The following is an 18,198-nucleotide window of genomic DNA, read 5'->3' on the forward strand; positions in this document are numbered from 1 at the left end:
CAGAACATATGGACGTTCAACCTCATCGGCATCGCAGGGATGCTCATGGGGCTTTTTTTTTCCTGAATACTGGAGCAATGCCATGCCAAACCGAGGCTCTTCGGGTGAGCCACCGTGTGTATTGAATAACTATCTGCTTTTTCATTTAACGATTCGAATTTGACTTTGCCGCTGCGATTAAATCGTTCGCACGCCTATTGCAGGGTCATCTAGTGCTAACGCATTACGTGGAGAAAACGTCGTGGAGATTAATACAATTATTAGCCTGTTCGGGCAGAAAGAATCCATGGAGCTGGTGCGGTTGTCGGTGATTTACGTTCATTTACTGGCCTGTTGCATTGCCATCGGCCTGGTATTCGCCAGTGACGCCGAGATGGTCAGGAACTTGTTAAAAGGTCATAAACAGGCCGGGCATGACAGCAAGCATATGACGAGCTTGCAGAAATCCGTGGCCAATGCCCTGATCTTCCTGTGGCTCACCGGTGCCGCAGTGATTGGAATTGACTACCTTGATAAAGGTATGAACTATTTTGCCAATCCGAAACTTCAAGCGAAGGTCATTATTGTCATGTTGCTGACCTTCAACGGCATGTTGTTGCATCGCTATGTATTGCCTGCCCTGCTCAAAGCGGGCAACTTGCTCGACCTTAACTTTGGCGTGCGGATGTTCGCGCTGTTCTCCGGCGCACTGTCGGGTGTGTCCTGGCTGTATGCGGCGATGCTGGGCGTCGGTCGGCCACTGGCCTGGAAATACTCCTTGACCGAGTTGCTGCTGGCCTATCCGGTACTGATCCTGCTCGGCTTTGCCATGATGGCTGCCCTGACCCAGTGGGCCCGCAGCCGCAGCCAGGCCGAACCGGTTCCAGCGCCTGTCTGGCGGCTGGCAGGCATTCCTGTCTGACTGCCTGAGTAACGCTTCGATTACGCCGCGAACCGGGCAACCTGGTTCGCGGCGAGCTCGTTTCATGCGCAGCATCTGGGCGGCGCGACAGGCCGTGGCGTTGAATTTGAACGTCGCTCAATGGTGGGGCTCTTAATGCAAAGGACACCGTGAGGGCTCCATCATGAGCATTGAACGCAGCATCCCCGAACTCGAGGCCTGGTACGCCCAGTACGACGATATCAGTTACCGCCGTGAGTCGCCGGATGCCTACCACCATGAACTGCTGCGTACCGCCGAGGCCCTGCGTGACGATGGCGCCATCGATTGGGACGACTGGCTGGCACTCAAGGCCTTGGCCGATGACGCCCATGTGCGCGCTCTGGAAGATGCCGTGCAGGCCCATGTCAGCGACCCCGACGCATGAAAGCGCTGAAGATTGCCACGTTCAACATCAACGGCATTCGTAGCCGGCTGCCGGCACTGCTGGCCTGGCTGGAGCGGGAAAGGCCCGACATCGCCTGCCTGCAGGAGCTCAAGGCGGCTGATCAGCAGTTCCCTCGTCAGGCACTCGAAGCGGCGGGCTATGGCAGCCTCTACCAAGGGCAGCCTTCGTGGAACGGCGTGGCCATTCTGTCGCGAGGCAGCGAACCACTGGAAGTACGGCGTGGCCTGCCTGGCATGGAGGATGACAACCAGAGCCGCTACCTTGAAGCCGCAGTGCAGGGGATAGTGGTGGCCTGCCTGTATCTGCCGAACGGCAACCCGCAACCGGGGCCGAAATTCGATTACAAGCTCCGCTGGTTCGAGAGCCTGATCGAGCATGCGAAAGGGCTGCATGGCAGTGGCCATCCCGTGGTGCTGGCGGGCGATTTCAATGTGGTGCCCACCGATATGGACATCTACGACACGCGCTCCTGGATGAAGGATGCACTGCTGCAGCCCGAATCACGCGCGTGTTACCAGAAACTGCTGCGGCAAGGCTGGGTCGATGCCCTTCGCCATCTATATCCGGACGAACGCATCTACACCTTCTGGGATTATTTCCGCAACCACTGGGCACGCAACGCCGGTTTACGTATCGACCACCTGTTGCTCAACCCCGAACTGGCGCCTTACCTGAAGCGGGCTGGCGTCGATGCCTGGGTGCGTAACGAACCCAAGGCCAGCGACCATGCGCCGGTGTGGATCGAGTTGGGCACGCGTCGCAAGCCGTAGGGCATTTAGAGAAACCTGCACCGTGGCAGGGTGGGCGACCGCCTTCAACTACCGGAGCCACCGCTGGAGCCCGAACCACCAGAGCCTCCGGTTCCGCTACCCGTCCCGCTGCCGCGTTCCGAGCCACTGCGGTCACTACCCGATTGGTCGGTGGTGCCATCGCCTCCAGTCTTGTCGGTATCATTGTTATCGGTTCCGCCAGAGCCCGACCCCATGGCGTCCGCAGGTGTACCGGAGCCTGTTGCCCCGCCTTGGCCGTTCATATGCCCGCTGTCATGCGGCTGCGTGCCAGGGGCACGCTGATCGTTCAGGTCGGTGGCGGCCAGCACCACAGGTGCACTGGCCCCCAGGCACAGCGCGAGCAGTAACGAGTGAGGCATCATCATCTTCATGGCGATACTCCTTTGCGTATTGGTTACCTTTCGTTCGGCCAGCATTGCCCACGGCCGTGCCGTGAAATCGACGGAATGCATGGAGCGCTGACATGCACGGGGGCTATCCCACGTGAATACTTTGAGGCCCGCGCTTTGATTCCTCTGGCAAGGCCGTGACCTTGATCGCCCGTACCGGTACGGCAAATTTGGCACCGACCTTCGAGAAGCGCTCGAGCAAGTGGAAATTGATCGCTTGCTGGATGTCCATGTACAGGTTGTAGCCGGGGTCCTTGACGATATACACGCACTCGAATTCCAGCGCCTCTTTGCCGAAGCCGCGCAGGTGCGCGCGGTCGAAGCGCACCTGCTGCTGCGCCTTGATCGCTTCCTCGACGATGGCGGGCGCTTTCTTCACTGCTTCGGTTGGCGTGTCGTAGGACAGGCCGAACTCGAACACGATCCGTCGTTCCTGCAGGCGCTTGTAGTTCTGGATGGTGCTGCTGATCATGCTGGCATTGGCCATGACGATCTGCTCGCCGCCCAGGCTGCGGATGCGCGTGGTCTTCAGCCCCACATGTTCAACCGTACCGGCCAGCGGGCCGATGACGATGAAGTCGCCCACCTCGAACGGCTTGTCCACGGCGATGGATAACGAGGCGAACAGGTCGCCGAGGATGTTCTGCACGGCCAGCGCAACAGCGATGCCGCCTACGCCCAGGCTGGCGACGAAGGCGGTGATGTTCACGCCCAGGTTGGAGAGCATCGCCAGCAGCACCACTGACCACAACAGCACCCGCGCGCCCCATGCCGACAGCGTGGCCAGCGCGCTGCCCTGGTTCAATCCGTCGGTGCGGTGCCGGGCGAAATAGCGGTTCAGGCCCAGGCCGATGGCGCGGTTGGCCCACAACCCGATCTGCAATGCCGCGACCACGAACCACAGGCTACCGACCCGGGTCAGCCAGCGCTCGGGCAGGTCGAGCATGCTCAGGCCTACCAGCAGCGAGGCAAGGAACAGCAGAAAATTGCTGGTACCGGCAAGCACCTTGGCCAGTACCTGGCTGAGCGCGCCGTCATGCTCGGACCAGCGTTTGACCCGACGCAGCATGAAACTGATGGCCGCTCGAGCCACGAGGAATGTCAGCAGGGCTACCGTCAGTGCCAGCAACAAATTGAGAACGGAAACTCCGAACAGTGTGGTATCGGTGAACAACGCGATGATGCGATCACTCATGAGACACGTGCCTCCTTGCGCAAGGATTGGGTGACTGGGAAAGCGGCATTGCCGGCAAGGCAGGCAACGCCACTGCGCAGGCGAGCCTCAGCCGTCGGACTGCTCTTCTGGCGGCACCTGGCCTTCGGGCCAGTCGGGTGCTTCCTGCTCCTTTTCCTGCTCGGGCACAGGCTCGCCTGGGTTGTGCGGTATGTCGTCCAGGTAAGGGTCGGGGTGGTTGGGGTCGATCATGGTCTGGTTCCTCGCTGTCTGGCGTTCAGGCATGATGCCGGGCGTTCAGCCCGACTCCGCTGCAGTGTTTTTCTTCCAGCCCCGCAGGTTCATGGCGCACAGGCAAACCTGCAGGAGGATCAGCGCCCAGGCTTGCGCCTGCCACCCCCACACGGCCCACAGCACGTTGCTGCCAATGAAACAGCAGAAACCCAGCTTGCGCCGGCCTGGGCGCCGTGAGCCGATGCACCAGGCGGCAAGTACCGTCAGGGCCATGGCGGGCCATTCAAGAAAGTCGATCCAGGCCTCCATCACGCGGCACGCTGTTCGCCCTTGAGCAGTTTCTTCTGCGCTTCCATGGCCTGGCCGAGCTCATCCAGCTGCTGCTTGCCCAGCAGTTTGCGGGCGGTCGGGAACAGCTCGCTTTCCTCTTCCTCGATATGGTGTTCCAGCAGTTCCTTCATCACCTTGACCCGCCCCGCGAACTCGACGGTGCCGGTGTCGGTTTGCAGCAGGTCCGGCAGCACCAGCGAGTCGACGGTACGGTGCTCCTCCTTGGCTTCGTAATACATCTTCGCTTCTTCCTTGCCGCCGGCCTGCTTGATGGCCGGGTACAGGATTTCCTCTTCCAGAGCGGTGTGGATGCTCACTTCCTGCTTGATGCGTTCGAGCAACTCGGCGCGCTTCTTCACCGCGCGCTCAGTGGTGGAGGAAAGTTCCTCCAGCAGCTTCTTCACCAGCTCATGGTCCTGGATCAACAGTTCGATAGCGTTCATGCTGCGCCTCTTCAGGGACGGAAAAATCACGGTTGCCTTCGATGGAGTAGGACGCGCGCGTCAAGGTTCAAAGCGGATGATCAACGTACCGGTGTCGCGAAAGATCGGCCCCACAAGGACCCAAGCAGGTTGCACCGGCCACGCAGGGTCATTCCTGAGGGATGATCGAAATCTTGCCGTTGCGCTCGACGATGGCGAACTTGATCTGCCCGACGCTTTCGATACCCTGGCTGTCCCGGGCGGATTCGAGGATGTCGTCTTCGGTCAACCGTGCCCGCCGCATGCGGTGGTGGAGAAAGCGCCCCTGCTCCACGACCAGCGTCGCATGGCCGTCGACCAGCCGGGCAAGACGCCTGGAGTTGAGCTTGGCCAGCGACAGGCCGACATCCAGGACGATCAGCGTGGCGATCACCAGCATGGCGTTGGTGAACGAAAAGTCCTCGCCGAGCAATGCCTGCTGGGTTGCTTCGCCGATGATCAGCAGCAGGACAAAGTCGAAGGTGGTGAGGTCTGCCAGCGAGCGTCTGCCGGCCACGCGAAACAGCAGCATCAGCGCGATGTACATGCCTGTCGCACGAAGAATGGAGTCCATGTCGCGCTCCTAGGGGTAGAGAAAGGTCGAGAAATGCACTGCGCTGTCCGGGCCGGCGCTGACAACACCTTCCAGAGTGCCGACGTATTCGCTGCGCAGGGTCAGGTAGAGCGTGGCGATACCCTCTTTGCTGGTGCCGAGCTGGAGCAGAAGCGACCTGCCATGGGAACGCGATACTTGCGGCTCTGGCTGCAGCGTTTCGATGCTGGCTTCGCGTAGCAGGGTGCCCCCGAGCAGCAACATCACAGGCTCACCGGCAGTGCCGCGCACCGTGATGCGCAGGTTGTCGGTAGTGCCGCTGCGGCTGAGGCGCTGATATTCCACATGCACGCGGCCGTCTTCACTCATGACCTGGGCATCACTGAGCGGACCATTGCCGAACACCCCGGCCAGGGCCAGCAGCACGACCAGCACCAGGGCATACCACCCCAGCCGTTCGAAACGCCAGACCCGCTGCTGCATGCGCATGTCTTCCTCGACGGGGTGGTGCCTTGAAGCCAGCTCCTCTTCGTCCATGGTCTTGACCCCTCAGGCGCGCTCACCGCGCAGCCAGCGCTGGTGGTAATGGGCCAGGTGCGACAACCCGTAGAGCGCGCCCTGGCGGATTACATCCGCGCGCTCGCCAAAAAAACGCTGGCTGCGCGTGAATACGGCAAAGGGCTCGCCGGCAAAGGCCCAGGCAAAGCACACGGTGCCCGGGGGGATGGCGTCCTGTGGCTGCGGCCCGGCGACACCCGTGCTGGCGATGGCAACGGTGGCATCGCTGTCTTTCAATGCGCCGAGCGCCATCTCCCAGGCTACCGCCTCACTGGTCAGGCCATAGCGTTCGATAGTCTGTGGGTTGACGCCGAGCAGGCGTTTCTTGGCACTTGGCGAGTACACCACGTAGCCGCTTTCCAGTACCTCGCCGGTCCCGGGTACGGCTGCCAGCAGCGCAACCATGGCACCGGCCGTGCAGGATTCTGCAGTGGTCAGCACCAGCTTGTGGGCCTTGAGGTATTCAAGGGCCTCGATAACAGGGTCGGTTGCCATGGTCGGTCACTCGTGCGTTGTTTTGAGGTGGACGTGTTTCCTGCGGGATTGGTTCACTACTTGTGCGCCACCCATCAATGGCGGGAAAAGCTTCCTGAACTTTGCCCCACCTGCTGGCTTCCTCTGGATAGGAGGTAGGTGGCGCGGAGCACGCGCTGCTGCCGGAACATGCAGAGGAGAAGCGGTCATGACCGAGCCAGTGACGTATTTCTGGATCGCTGTTGCAGCGATCATTCTGTTGCTTGATGTATGGGCCATCGTCAGTGTTTTCCGCAGTGACAAGAGCGATGTGACCAAGGCGATGTGGGCACTGCTGCTGCTGGCGCTGCCCGTTATCGGCCTGGCCATCTGGGGCGTGCTTGGGCCGCGTGGAATCAAGCGCGGTACCGGGCCGTCTTCGCCTGAACATAGCAAGGGTTAGGAGGGGGGATGAGCAAAGAGTCGCAGACACCTCGCAGCGGACCCCAGGGTGAAGAAGAACGGGACAATGATGCGCAACGTCCTGATGGCTCCACTGGCACGTCGCATGATTCCACTGCGCAGAAAACAGCTCGTGATGAAACGCGACACAAGCGTTAAACGGGCCGGCGTGAAGAACTGAATTGGCAAGCGGTCTGCGTACACTGTGGGAGCGGCTTTAGCCGCGAAGAATCCAACGCGGTGCATGGCACCGGCTGCGCCGGTGTTCGCGGCTGAAGCCGCTCCCACAGGGATCGCGCCAGCGTTTGGAAATTGAGCAAGGCAGTTGCTACCCAGGGGTCCTGCTTATTCAATGCGTTATTTGCAGTTCTGTGAGATTACCCAGCCCTTTGGGCTGCGCTGTCGCTTGGAAAAGTGAATTGGCAAGCGGTCTGCGGACCCTGTGGGAGCGGCTTTAGCCGCGAAGAATCCAGCGCGGTGCATGGCACCGGCTGCGCCGGTGTTCGCGGCTGAAGCCGCTCCCACAGGGATCGCGCCAGCGTTTGGAAATTGAGCAAGGCAGTTGCTCTCGCAGGGTCCCTGCTGATTCGATGAGTCATGTGCAGTTCTGTGGGAGCGGGCAAGCCCGCGAACACCGGCGAAGCCGGTGCCCCGAGCCGCGTTGCCTGCTTTGCGGGTAAACCCGATTACCGGATCGATCAGCGCTGGATTCCCCCGAACGCATGGTCAGCGCCCAAGGTGCCAGCGGCAGCGCCCGGCACCAGGATGACCTTGCGGCAGTCGTCCTGCTTCTGGTCGAACAACTTGTAGCCCAGGGCCGCTTCTTCCAGGGCAAGGCGGTGAGTGACGATGAGTTCCGGTTCCAGGCGTCCGGCCTCGATATGCTCGAGCAGTTCCGGAAGGAACTTCTGCACGTGGGTCTGGCCCATCTTGAACGTCAGCCCCTTGTCGAAGGCATCGCCAAACATGAAGGCGTGGATAAATCCCGCATAGACCCCAGGCACGCTGACCACGCCGCCCCGGCGCACCGCGGCGATGCTCTGGCGCAAAGCCTTGCCGCTGCTGCCCTCGATCTTCAGTGTGGTGAGCACCGTTTCGGTGGTGCTGCCTTTGGCCTCGAAACCGACCGCATCGATGACAGCATCCACACCGCGCATGCCGGGGGTAAGGCGGATGATGCTGTCAGCCGGGTCGTCATCCTGCTCGAAGTTGATCGGCACCACACCGTAGGCGTCGCGGGCATACGCCAGGCGGTAGTCGTTGTCGTCGACCATGAAGATCGTCTGGGCGCCCAGCATGCGTGCGCAGGCTGCGCTCAGCAGGCCGACCGGCCCGGCGCCATAGATGGCCACTGTCGAGCCTGGACCGACCTGGGCATTGGTGACGGCCTGCCAGGCAGTGGGCAAGATATCCGAGAGGAACAGCACCTTGTCGTCCGGCAGGGCGGTAGGCACCTTGAACGGGCCAACGTTGGCCTTGGGCACCCGCACGAAATCGGCCTGGCCGCCGGGCACGCCGCCATACAGATGGCTGTAGCCGAACAAGGCGGCACCTGGCGGAATCGCTTTCTTGTTGATTATTGCGCCACGGCCGGTGTTGGTGGTTTCGCATGCAGCGAACTGGTCGAGTTGGCAGAAGAAGCAGCTGCCGCAGGCGATCACGAAAGGAATCACCACGCGGTCACCGACCTGCAGATTGGTGACCCCGCGACCGGTTTCCTCGACGATGCCCATGAACTCGTGGCCGAAGATATCACCCGGCTCGGTCTGTGGAATCTTGCCGTGGTAGAGGTGCAGGTCGGAGCCGCAGATGGCGGTGGCGGTGACCCGGAGGATGATGTCGTCCTCGTCCTGGATGAGCGGGTCGGGGACATTGTCGACCCTGACGTCCTGGGTTCCGTGGTATGTCAATGCTCTCATGGGTTCATCTCCTGCAGAGGGGGGGACCGGCTGGTCTATGCAGGGGAAGCCAGGGGGGGAGGTAAAGTTCAGGTGGAATCATCCAGTGGCAGGTTTCAGTGCCGAAGGAAACTTTAGCTGCCCTGCCAGGCTCAACCGTGCCCAAGCCGAGCGTAAAGCCATGACCAAGCATCCAGCGCTGCAAGCAAACTTTGCCCCGTCGGCCACGCCAAGGCAGGCTGCGGGCTTGCTCGCATCGGCCGCATTGATCGTGCTTGCCTCGGGGGTTGCGCCGCTTGACCGTGCAGATTGGTGGCTCGAAAACGTTCTGCCGCTGGCGCTCCTGCTCACCTTGGCCGCAACCAGCCGCTATTGGCGCTTTTCGTGGCATGCCTACCTGGCAATCGTGATGATGCTGGCGATCCATGAGCTAGGCGCGCATTTCACCTATGCCAAGGTGCCCTATGACGCTTGGCTGCGTGCGCTTACCGGCCACTCTCTGAATGCCTGGATGGGCTGGCAGCGCAACCAGTTCGATCGGTTGGTGCATCTGAGCTACGGCCTTCTGTTCGTCTTGCCGATCAGGGAATTGCTCCAGCGCCAGGCCTTGTTGCGAGGCGTGTGGTTGGCGTTGTGCACTGTTTCGTTGGTGCTTGCGACATCGGCGCTGTACGAACTGCTGGAGTGGATAGGCGGCCAATACCTGGGCGATGACCAGGCACAAGCCTTTCTCGCGACTCAGCAAGACCCTTGGGATGCGCAAAAGGACATGGCCCTGGCTTTGCTCGGCGCACTTGCCACCTTGTTGATCCAGTGGTTTGGGTTACGCAAGCTTTGGGGCAGTAGGGTAGTGTGTCTGAAGGACAGGCACGGCTGACGGGGCAGGACTTATCGCTGTGTAGGAGCGGCCTTGTGTCGCGAAAGGGCTGCGAAGCAGCCCCAGGGTTTCGGCGCAGACGCATGAGTTGCTGGGGCTGCTTCCGCAGCCCTTTCGCGACACAAGGCCGCTCCTACAAGACCAGCAGGTAGTATCCAGCGCGATCAGAACTTCAAAAGGCCTTTTCCATCGCTGGAAAGGCCTTTCGCAATCAGCCTGTGACCGTCGAAAAACGCTAAAGTTTCCACTGGGAAAACAGTAACTTGGAGAATTTTTCCAGGTCGTGTCATTCGTCGGATTTCAATTGTAAGCCCCTGTCCAGAGCCTCAGGATCGCCGCCGTATCCCTTTGAGGCTTTCACATATGAAGTACTCCTCGATTCTCTTGTTGTCACTTGGCCTGCTGAGCGGCGCTGCATCGGCAGGCGGCAATACCGAAGCAGGTATAGGTGGCGCATTGGGTGGAGTATTGGGCTCGGTAGTCGGCCAGTCGATCGGCGGCAGCACCGGCTCGGCAATCGGCGCCGGCCTGGGTGGTGCAGCCGGTAGCGCAGTGGGCGCCAACAAACACAGCCGTGGCGAGGCGGCCATTGGCGGCGCACTGGGTGCAGCTGGCGGCAACGTGGTGGGTCGCAAGATGGGCGGCACCACTGGCAGCATGATCGGCGCGGCAGCCGGTGGCGGTGTGGGCGGTGCCTTGGGCAACCACATGGGCCGGGACTACGATGACGAGAGTGGGCATCGTTATCGTGATGATGACGACGATGACGATGATCGGGGCTGGCGTCGTCACCGCCACGACCGTGGTCATCACTACGGCTGGCGCAACAAACACCGCCACGACGACTGACCCCGCCGAGGCGGTTACGCTGTTTTCTTTCCCTGCTTGGGGCCGCTTTGCGGCCCTTTCGCGACACAAGGCCGCTCCCACAAAGGCTTTGTTCCATGCGCGAAAGCGCAGCCATGAGGTAGAGGGTTGTTGTGGCCTGCCGCGCCTGGTTCGCGGGCAAGAGAATCACGAAGTTCTTTCATGTCTTCCAGCACGGTCCATTTACTCCAAGTGTCTATCCTGGATCACCCCTTTACCTTTTCTCTTCGCTAGCCTGAAGCACCCCTGCAGCATGCTTTGGCAATGCGATAGAAATCAGCGCAGCCAGCAGAACAAACGCTGTGGAGATCCACAGGCAGGCTCCCAGCCCATAAGCCTGGAATACCCAACCGGAAAGCAGCGTACCGACCAGCCGCCCTAGCGCGTTGGACATGTAATAGAAGCCCACATCCAGCGATACCCCGTCTTCCTTGGCATAGCTGACGATCAGGTAGCTGTGCAGCGAAGAATTCACCGCGAACAGCACACCGAACAGCATCAACCCACCGAGCAGCACCACCTGCGCCGACCAGCCTGCCGACAGGCCCACGGCGATGAGCGCCGGCAGCCCGGCAAGGGCGATCGCCCAGATGAAGGCCGCGCGACCGTCGGGCATATGGCCGCGATTCTTGCCAGTGATGCGGGGGGCAAGCGACTGGACGATGCCGTAGCCGATAATCCACGTAGCCAGGAAACCGCCGACCAGCCAGAAGTCCCAGCCAAAAGCCGTGCTCAGGTATACCGGCAATGCCACGACGAACCAGACGTCACGGGCGCCAAAGAGAAACAGCCGAGCGGCCGAGAGGATGTTGATGGCTCGGCTCTTGGACAGCAGGTCGCGAAACTTCGGTTTGGCCTTGGCCTTGCCCAGGTCCTTCTTCAGCAGCAACAGGCTGCCGATCCAGATCAATGCCAACACCGCTGCCATGGCCAGCACCGCCAGGGTGAAGCCGAGCAGGGCGAGCAGGGCGCCGCCAAGGAAGAAACCGACACCCTTGAGCGCGTTTTTCGAACCGGTGAGAATGGCTACCCACTTGTACAGGGTGCCTTGCTGGCTGTCCGGCACCAGAAGCTTGATGGAGCTCTTGGCGCTCATCTTGTTCAGGTCCTTGGCGATGCCGGACAACGCCTGGGCCGTCATCATCCAGGGTACTGTCAGCCAGGCTGCCGGCACCGTGAGCATCAGCAAGGCCAGCACCTGCATGCCCAGGCCGATGTTCATGGTGCGGTTGAGCCCCAGGCGGGCACCGAGGTAGCCACCCACCAGGTTGGTGATCACGCCGAACACTTCGTAGAACAGGAACAACGCAGCGATCTGCAGCGGCGAGTAGCCCAGCGAATGGAAGTGCAGTACCACCAACATGCGCAACGCACCGTCGGTGAGGGTAAAGGCCCAGTAGTTGCCGGTAACCAGCAGGTACTGACGCACTGGTGCGGGCAGGGCTGACAACGCCTTCATGATTGCCGGTTACTTCGCCATGCCGACCATTCGGGCCAGTTCCGCTGCACGGTTGGCGTAGCCCCACTCGTTGTCGTACCAGGCGTAGATTTTCACCTGGGTACCATTGACCACCAAGGTCGATAGCGCATCGATGATCGAGGACCGCGGGTCGGTGCGGTAGTCGATGGACACCAGTGGTCGCTCTTCGTAACCCAGAATACCCTTCAACGGGCCGTCGGCAGCCGCCTTCAGCAACGCATTGACCTCATCAGCCGTGGTCTCGCGCGCCACCTCGAACACGCAATCGGTCAGCGAGGCGTTGGCCAGCGGTACACGCACGGCGTGGCCATTCAGCTTGCCGCGCAGCTCAGGGAAGATCTCGGCGATTGCGGTAGCCGAACCTGTGGTGGTGGGGATCAGGCTCATCCCCGAGGCACGGGCGCGGCGCAGGTCCTTGTGCGGCGTATCGAGAATGCTCTGGGTATTGGTCAGGTCGTGGATGGTGGTGATCGAGCCGTGGCGGATGCCCAGGTTCTCGTGTATCACCTTCACCACCGGGGCCAGGCAATTGGTGGTGCAGGAAGCGGCGGTGACGATCCGGTGTTGCGCCGGGTCGAACAGGTGCTGGTTGACGCCCATCACCACGTTCAGCGCGCCTTGCTCTTTCACCGGAGCGCAGACCACCACGCGTTTGACACCCTGGTCCAGGTAAGCCTGGAGCACAGCTACCGACTTCATCTTGCCGCTGGCCTCGATGACCAGGTCGCAGCCCGACCAATCGGTGTCGGCGATCGCCGTGTTCGCGGTGACCTTGATGCGCTTGCCCTCGATCACCACCGAGTCGCCTTCTGCCCCGGCTTCACGCTGCCAGCGGCCGTGGACCGAATCGAAATTGATCAGGTGGGCGTGGGTCTGGGCGTCGCCGGCCGGGTCATTGATCTGGACGAATTCGAATTCCGGCCAGCCCCAGGATGCCCGCAGCGCCAGGCGACCGATACGGCCAAACCCATTGATGCCTACTTTGATTGCCATGGTCTCGTTCTCAAGTGTATTTCTCGGCTGTGGTCAGCAGCAGGCAGCGACGCGCTGAGGGCGGTCACCCATGGTGTCCAGTCGTTTGGCGCTGGTGCTCAACCATTCGCGATTGGCCTGCAGCGTTGTTACCAGGACATCGCGTACCCAGGCGGGCAGCTCTGGGTGCAGGCGGTAGTAAACCCATTGGCCCTGCCGGCGGTCTTCCAGCAGGCCGCAGGTGCGCAGTTGTGCGAGGTGGCGGGAAACCTTGGGTTGGCTTTCTTCCAGGGCGCAGATCAGTTCACAGACGCACAGCTCTTCCTCGCGAGCGATCAGCAGCATCATCCGAATGCGGTTCTCGTCGGCGAGGCATTTGAAGACCTGGGTCGGGGTCAGCGAGTCAGTCATGGGCGTTCTCGGCGCGGGCAGCGGGTGCCTATGGCGGGGTATTCAGAATATATGTTTTTCTGAATATACGTATTTTCGAATGTATTACAAGGCCGCTCCCACAGGTTCCCCGTCAACTTGATGAGGCACGGTAGCGTTCTGTCGATCCAGGCTGTGCAAATACGTTTAACATGCTCCAGGCCCGCCCCATCGTTGAAAGAGATCTGTATGGAGTTACGTCAGCTTCGCTATTTCCTCAGTGTTCTGGAGTACGGCAGTCTTGGCAGGGCTGCGCTCGAGCTAGGGGTTGGCGCCTCGGCATTGAGCCAACAACTGTCGAAGCTGGAGAGCGAGGTGAGTACCCGGCTTTTGACACGTTCGAGCACCGGCGTTTCGCCGACGGCGGCGGGCCTGGCCTTCGAATACCATGCGCGCCTGGCGCTTCGCCAGGCGGAACACGCCGTGCTGGCGGCACAAAGTGGCCGCATGAGCGGCTATGCCAGCGTGGGGCTGGCACCGACCACTGCATCGATTCTTGGCCTGGCGTTGATCGACAGGATGCGCGAACGCTACCCGGACATCCGTCTGCACCTGGTGGAAATGCTGTCCGGTTATCTGATGAACCAACTCAATGCCAGGCACCTTGACCTGGCGGTGCTGTTCCAGGCAGAAACGGGACCGCGGCTGGATGTCCGGACGCTTCTGACGGAGCGGCTTTTCGTGCTGGTTCCCGCCCCGCTGGTCAAGGCAGAGTGGGGCGAGTCGCTCACGTTGCAGCAAATCGCGACGCTCCCCTTGGTGATGCCCAGCACGCAACATGGCCTGCGCACGACGTTGCGCTCGATTTTCGAGCGGGCAGGGCTGGAGGCCAGCATCGTCATGGAAGTGGATGGTTTGTCATTATTGATGGACTGCGTGTGTGCGGGCCATGCCGCCACCATCCAGCCCGGCGCGACAGTGGCCCGGGCGCATCAGGCGGGCCTGCGCGTGTTTGCCATCGATGAAGCTCAGGCGCAGCGTCGCAACGTGATTGTCAGCCTGACCGATGACGAGCTCTCGCCGGCCGCGTTGGCGACACGGATCGTACTGCAGGAGGTCGCTCGGGATCTGGTGGAACAGGGCCGATGGCCTGGGGCCCGGCTGCTTTGACCCAGACTCTGGGTTCACCCCAGCCCTTTAGAAAAACTGAATGCCTCCCCCCGACGATCGCGTTTCGCACCCTCCGGGCTCTCATTAAAGTCCGTGATCACGAGGAGCCACCGAACATTCGGCTCTTCGTGATCTGGAGGCGAAATGATCGATGTGCTAGTCATCGGAGGGGGCAATGCCGCCCTCTGTGCCGCGCTGATGGCGCGAGAGGCCGGAGCCAGCGTGCTGCTGCTCGAGGCCGCACCCCGCGCCTGGCGTGGTGGCAACTCACAACACACGCGTAACCTGCGGTGCATGCATGATGGCCCCCAGGACGTACTGCTCGAGGCGTACCCGGAAGAAGAGTTCTGGCAGGACCTGCTGAAGGTCACTGGTGGTCAGACTGACGAAAAGCTCGCGCGGCTGGTGATTCGCGCATCCTCCCGTTGTCGCGGGTGGATGCGCCGCCATGGCGTGCATTTCCAGCCTTCATTGTCGGGTGCGCTGCACACCGCACGGACCAATGCCTTCTTCATGGGCGGCGGCAAGGCGCTGGTCAATGCCTACTTTCGCAGCGCCGAAAACCTTGGCGTACAGATACGCTACGACACACCGGTAGCCGACATCGAGCTACAGGACGGGCGCTTCGTCGCGGCCCATGTGCCGGCACGTGAAGTTCAGGGGCGACACCTGCCAGCCGAGCGCATCGAGGCGCGTACCTGTGTGCTTGCCGCCGGTGGTTTCGAGTCCAACCGCCAATGGTTGCGCGAGGCGTGGGGGCAGAACCAGCGAGGGGAGTGGCCTTCGGACAACTTTCTTGTCCGTGGCACGCGTTTCAATGACGGTGTGCTGTTGCGCCGCATGACCGAACAGGGCGCCGACACGATTGGCGACCCGACCCAGGCACATATGGTGGCGATCGATGCCCGCGCACCGCTTTACGATGGCGGCATCTGCACGCGCATCGATTGTGTGTCGCTGGGCGTGGTAGTCAACCGCGACGGCCAGCGCTTCTACGATGAAGGCGAGGATTTCTGGCCCAAGCGCTATGCCATCTGGGGGCGCCTGGTGGCGCATCAGCCTGGGCAGGTGGGGTTTTCGATCATCGACCGGAAGGCCCTCGGGCGCTTCATGCCACCGGTTTTCCCGGGCGCCAGCGCCGATAGCCTGGAGGCGTTGGCCGGCCTGCTCGGTTTGCCTGTACAGGCGTTCCTCGAAACCGTGCATGCCTACAACCGAGCCTGCCAGGTGGGCACGTTCGACCACACCCGGCTGGACGACTGCCACACCGTTGGCCTGGAGCCGGTGAAAAGCCACTGGGCGCGCCCGATCGATACGCCTCCCTACTACGGCTACCCGCTGCGCCCTGGCGTGACTTTCACCTATCTGGGGCTGCGCACCGATGAAACCGCCGCCGTGCATTTCGACGGGCGTCCCAGCCCGAACCTGTTCGTTGCTGGCGAGATGATGGCGGGCAATGTACTGGGCAAGGGCTACACCGCAGGTGTCGGCATGTCCATCGGCACCGCTTTCGGCCGTATCGCCGGGACCAGCGCCGCTGCGGCGGCGGGTTACCAACATCCAGAAAAAGAGAACCGCCATGACTGCGCAACTGCCTGAACCACGCCAGCCTGATGCCGCCGGGGCGGCCCTCGAACTGATCCCGGTGTTGAACGTCGAGGAGCGGGAAGTGGACCGGCAAATGCGGATATGCAACGCCTGTCGTTACTGCGAAGGCTTCTGCGCAGTTTTCCCGGCAATGACCCGCAGCCTGGAGTTCGGCAAGGCCGATATCCATTACCTGGCCAACCTGTGCCACAACTGCGGCGCCTGCCTGCATGCCTGTCAGTACGCACAGCCCCACGAATTCGCCGTCAACGTGCCCCAGGCGATGGCCAAGGTACGCGGGCAGACCTACGCCGAGTACGCCTGGCCGGCCGTCTTCGGGCGGCTGTACAGGCACAACGGCACCTATGTCGCCACCGCATTGGCTGTAGCCTTGTCGCTGTTCCTGCTGCTGACCTTGTTCGTCAACGGCACGCTGCTGCCGGGGCGATTGGCGGGTAATTTCTATGCGGTTTTCCCGCACAACACCCTCGCGTTGATGTTCGGTAGCGTGTTTGCCGCTGCAGCTCTGGCCTTGGCGGTGGCAGTACGTCGCTTCTGGCGCTCGGTCTCGCCTGCCGAGACGCTGGCGCAACCCGCCAAAGGGGCGCTGTTCGAGGCATCGAGCGCGGTGTTGAGCCTGAAGTACCTGGACGGTGGGCATGGCCAAGGTTGCAACAATGCCGATGATCGCTACACGCTCTGGCGCCGTCGCTTCCATCACTTCACCTTCTACGGCTTCATGCTGTGCTTTGCCGCCACGGTGGTCGCCACCGGGTATCACTACCTGCTGGGCCAGCAGGCGCCGTACCCGCTGTTTAGCGCACCGGTGTTGCTCGGCACCCTGGGCGGAATTGGCTTGATCGTCGGGCCGGCCGGGCTGTTGGCGCTGAACCTGCGCAGGGCGCCGGAGCAGGGCGATGTTGCCCAGCGGCCCATGGATCGGGCGTTCATCCTGCTTCTGCTGCTGGTCAGCGCCACAGGCCTTGCGTTGCTGGGCCTGCGTGATACCGCAGCGATGGCGATCCTGCTGGCGATCCATCTGGGCACCGTGATGGCGCTGTTCATCACGCTGCCCTATGGCAAGTTTGCCCATGGCCTGTTCCGCAGCGCGGCACTGCTGAAGTTCGCGATCGAGAAACGCCGGCCCAACGAGCTGGGTCTGGGAGGGGAGTGAACCATGCACGCAGCCGGTTTTTCCTCTGTGCCGCAACGCGCGAGATGCAAGGTGTTTCGCTTACCGGTTGGGCCACTTGTCCAGCAGGATCGACACGAACTTCTCCGCTGCTGGCGACAGCGACGCCCCTCTGCGATAGACCAGCCCCAGGGTGCGGGTGACCTGGGGTTCGATCAGCGGCACGCTGACCAACGTCGGGTGGTCGGCGTTGGGCATGGCCAGGCTGGGCATGGCCGACACGCCCAGCCCGGCTTCGACCATGCCCAGCGAGGTGGACAGGTGCTGAACCTCATAAAACCACTTGGGCCGCAGGTTGAGCCCGGACAGCGCATGGTCCAGCAACATCCGGTTGCCGCTCAACCGGCCTACGCCGATCAGGCGGTAGTCGGCCAGTTCTGTCCAGGTCACGGCGTCGCGGTTCGCCAGCTTGTGGTCCCTGCGGCAGGCCAGCACGAAATGTTCCTGTACCAGGGAGACGAATTCGATGTCCGGGTGCTGGCCGCTCATCATGTTGATGCCGAAATCGGCCTCACCGCGCAGCACGGCTTCGAGCCCGTCGTTGGCGCTGAGGTCCAGCAGGCGGATGCGGATCTTCGGGTATTGCTCGTTGTAGTCGCGGATCACCGACGGCAGGAAATAGAACGCCGCGGTCGGGATGCAGGCGAGGGTGACCTGCCCGGTCTGGCGTTCTGCGAGTTCGCGAATGCTCAGGATCGAGTCTTCGAAGTCATCCAGCAGGCGCCTGGCCTTGGGCAGGAAGTCACGCCCGACGCTGGTAAGGCTGACGCGACGGGTAGTGCGTTCCAGCAGCGAAGTGCCCAACCCTTCCTCGAGCTTTTTAATCCGCCGGCTCAGGGCGGGTTGCGACAGGTGCAACGCTTCTGCAGCCTCGTGGAAGCTGCCGAGTTCGGCGATTTTCACGAAAGATCGTATGTCTTGCAGCTCATATTCCATCTCGGATCGCTCTTCGGCCCTGGGTCGGTATTGATGCTTGAATCGGAACAATAGCTACGATATTTGCATTGGATTGATTTATCCATCCCTGTCAATCTTTTGTCCACAGCATCAATG

General features: G+C 61.7%; 22 protein-coding genes. 9 read left to right on the top strand and 13 right to left on the bottom strand.

The features are described from left to right. Positions 1 to 286 precede the first annotated feature (286 nt). From R9B85_RS23435 to xth, 3 genes are all read left to right on the top strand, one after another. Complete coding sequence (locus R9B85_RS23435) at positions 287 to 901, top strand: hypothetical protein (RefSeq protein WP_423771077.1); 615 nt, start codon at positions 287 to 289, stop codon at positions 899 to 901. A 163-nt stretch (positions 902 to 1,064) separates the two neighbouring features. Then, positions 1,065 to 1,307: a hypothetical protein gene (locus tag R9B85_RS23440; protein WP_003257678.1), complete on the top strand. Its 243-nt coding sequence runs from the start codon at positions 1,065 to 1,067 to the stop codon at positions 1,305 to 1,307. Beyond that, positions 1,304 to 2,098: an exodeoxyribonuclease III gene (gene xth, locus R9B85_RS23445; protein WP_112253850.1), complete on the top strand. Its 795-nt coding sequence runs from the start codon at positions 1,304 to 1,306 to the stop codon at positions 2,096 to 2,098. Before R9B85_RS23440 ends, xth begins: the two co-directional genes overlap by 4 nt. A 44-nt stretch (positions 2,099 to 2,142) precedes the next feature. On the opposite strand, the gene R9B85_RS23450 is transcribed toward xth, so the two are convergent. The 8 genes from R9B85_RS23450 to R9B85_RS23485 all read right to left on the bottom strand — a co-directional run bounded on the left by R9B85_RS23450 (position 2,143) and on the right by R9B85_RS23485 (position 6,313). Continuing rightward, a complete protein-coding gene (locus R9B85_RS23450; RefSeq protein ID WP_423770625.1) occupies positions 2,143 to 2,571 on the bottom strand; it encodes a hypothetical protein in 429 nt (142 codons plus the stop codon). Positions 2,572 to 2,593: 22 nt separating this feature from the next. After that, positions 2,594 to 3,703 (bottom strand): mechanosensitive ion channel family protein, encoded by a 1,110-nt coding sequence (locus R9B85_RS23455; protein WP_207878054.1) that lies wholly within the window; start codon positions 3,701 to 3,703, stop codon positions 2,594 to 2,596. A gap of 87 nt (positions 3,704 to 3,790) precedes the next feature. Further along, positions 3,791 to 3,934, bottom strand: coding sequence for a hypothetical protein (locus R9B85_RS23460; protein ID WP_181457403.1), 144 nt, complete (start codon positions 3,932 to 3,934; stop codon positions 3,791 to 3,793). A 45-nt stretch (positions 3,935 to 3,979) separates the two neighbouring features. Beyond that, positions 3,980 to 4,225 (bottom strand): hypothetical protein, encoded by a 246-nt coding sequence (locus R9B85_RS23465; RefSeq protein WP_133973432.1) that lies wholly within the window; start codon positions 4,223 to 4,225, stop codon positions 3,980 to 3,982. Further along, the gene (locus R9B85_RS23470) at positions 4,225 to 4,689 is read right to left on the bottom strand and encodes a hemerythrin domain-containing protein (protein WP_112253846.1); all 465 of its coding nucleotides are present in this window, start codon (positions 4,687 to 4,689) and stop codon (positions 4,225 to 4,227) included. Before R9B85_RS23470 ends, R9B85_RS23465 begins: the two co-directional genes overlap by 1 nt. 148 nt (positions 4,690 to 4,837) lie before the next feature. Continuing rightward, positions 4,838 to 5,281, bottom strand: a complete 444-nt coding sequence (locus R9B85_RS23475) for a DUF421 domain-containing protein (protein WP_112253845.1) — start codon at positions 5,279 to 5,281, stop codon at positions 4,838 to 4,840. A 9-nt stretch (positions 5,282 to 5,290) separates the two neighbouring features. Beyond that, positions 5,291 to 5,797, bottom strand: coding sequence for a hypothetical protein (locus tag R9B85_RS23480; protein ID WP_112253844.1), 507 nt, complete (start codon positions 5,795 to 5,797; stop codon positions 5,291 to 5,293). 12 nt (positions 5,798 to 5,809) lie between these two features. Continuing rightward, positions 5,810 to 6,313 (bottom strand): CinA family protein, encoded by a 504-nt coding sequence (locus R9B85_RS23485; RefSeq protein WP_112253843.1) that lies wholly within the window; start codon positions 6,311 to 6,313, stop codon positions 5,810 to 5,812. A 187-nt stretch (positions 6,314 to 6,500) separates the two neighbouring features. On the opposite strand from R9B85_RS23485, the gene R9B85_RS23490 reads away from it, so the two are divergent. Continuing rightward, on the top strand, positions 6,501 to 6,734 hold the full coding sequence (locus tag R9B85_RS23490) for a PLDc N-terminal domain-containing protein (protein WP_112253842.1): 234 nt from the start codon (positions 6,501 to 6,503) through the stop codon (positions 6,732 to 6,734). 697 nt (positions 6,735 to 7,431) lie between these two features. Here the strand turns inward: R9B85_RS23490 and R9B85_RS23495 are convergent. Then, positions 7,432 to 8,652 carry a zinc-dependent alcohol dehydrogenase gene (locus R9B85_RS23495; RefSeq protein ID WP_112253841.1) on the bottom strand — a complete coding sequence of 407 codons (1,221 nt, stop codon included), beginning with the start codon at positions 8,650 to 8,652 and terminating at the stop codon, positions 7,432 to 7,434. Positions 8,653 to 8,812: 160 nt separating this feature from the next. Between R9B85_RS23495 and R9B85_RS23500 the strand changes: the two genes are divergently transcribed. Together R9B85_RS23500 and R9B85_RS23505 are read left to right on the top strand one after the other, a co-directional pair. Next, complete coding sequence (locus R9B85_RS23500; protein ID WP_423770626.1) at positions 8,813 to 9,508, top strand: DUF2238 domain-containing protein; 696 nt, start codon at positions 8,813 to 8,815, stop codon at positions 9,506 to 9,508. A 363-nt stretch (positions 9,509 to 9,871) separates the two neighbouring features. Beyond that, a complete protein-coding gene (locus R9B85_RS23505) occupies positions 9,872 to 10,357 on the top strand; it encodes a glycine zipper domain-containing protein (protein ID WP_313854270.1) in 486 nt (161 codons plus the stop codon). 232 nt (positions 10,358 to 10,589) lie between these two features. Here the strand turns inward: R9B85_RS23505 and arsJ are convergent, their stop codons facing one another. Genes arsJ through R9B85_RS23520 form a run of 3 tightly spaced genes read right to left on the bottom strand, consistent with a single transcriptional unit; the run spans position 10,590 to position 13,238 of the window. Then, entirely contained in the window at positions 10,590 to 11,834 is a 1,245-nt protein-coding gene (gene arsJ / locus R9B85_RS23510; protein ID WP_313854273.1) for an organoarsenical effux MFS transporter ArsJ, read from the bottom strand. Positions 11,835 to 11,843: 9 nt separating this feature from the next. Further along, positions 11,844 to 12,848: an ArsJ-associated glyceraldehyde-3-phosphate dehydrogenase gene (locus R9B85_RS23515; protein WP_313854275.1), complete on the bottom strand. Its 1,005-nt coding sequence runs from the start codon at positions 12,846 to 12,848 to the stop codon at positions 11,844 to 11,846. A 33-nt stretch (positions 12,849 to 12,881) separates the two neighbouring features. Then, a complete protein-coding gene (locus R9B85_RS23520; RefSeq protein ID WP_112253837.1) occupies positions 12,882 to 13,238 on the bottom strand; it encodes a metalloregulator ArsR/SmtB family transcription factor in 357 nt (118 codons plus the stop codon). A 207-nt stretch (positions 13,239 to 13,445) separates the two neighbouring features. Between R9B85_RS23520 and R9B85_RS23525 the strand changes: the two genes are divergently transcribed. The 3 genes from R9B85_RS23525 to tcuB all read left to right on the top strand — a co-directional run bounded on the left by R9B85_RS23525 (position 13,446) and on the right by tcuB (position 17,127). Continuing rightward, positions 13,446 to 14,366 carry a LysR family transcriptional regulator gene (locus R9B85_RS23525; RefSeq protein ID WP_112253836.1) on the top strand — a complete coding sequence of 307 codons (921 nt, stop codon included), beginning with the start codon at positions 13,446 to 13,448 and terminating at the stop codon, positions 14,364 to 14,366. A 144-nt stretch (positions 14,367 to 14,510) separates the two neighbouring features. Then, positions 14,511 to 15,965: an FAD-dependent tricarballylate dehydrogenase TcuA gene (gene tcuA / locus R9B85_RS23530; RefSeq protein WP_207878035.1), complete on the top strand. Its 1,455-nt coding sequence runs from the start codon at positions 14,511 to 14,513 to the stop codon at positions 15,963 to 15,965. After that, positions 15,946 to 17,127 (top strand): tricarballylate utilization 4Fe-4S protein TcuB, encoded by a 1,182-nt coding sequence (gene tcuB, locus R9B85_RS23535; protein ID WP_423770627.1) that lies wholly within the window; start codon positions 15,946 to 15,948, stop codon positions 17,125 to 17,127. Before tcuA ends, tcuB begins: the two co-directional genes overlap by 20 nt. A gap of 60 nt (positions 17,128 to 17,187) precedes the next feature. On the opposite strand, the gene R9B85_RS23540 is transcribed toward tcuB, so the two are convergent. Continuing rightward, positions 17,188 to 18,081, bottom strand: coding sequence for a LysR family transcriptional regulator (locus tag R9B85_RS23540; RefSeq protein ID WP_085622438.1), 894 nt, complete (start codon positions 18,079 to 18,081; stop codon positions 17,188 to 17,190). Positions 18,082 to 18,198: the final 117 nt, after the last annotated feature.

It is taken from the genome of Pseudomonas sp. NLJ1, from assembly GCF_049486705.1.
Lineage (GTDB): Bacteria > Pseudomonadota > Gammaproteobacteria > Pseudomonadales > Pseudomonadaceae > Aquipseudomonas > Aquipseudomonas inefficax.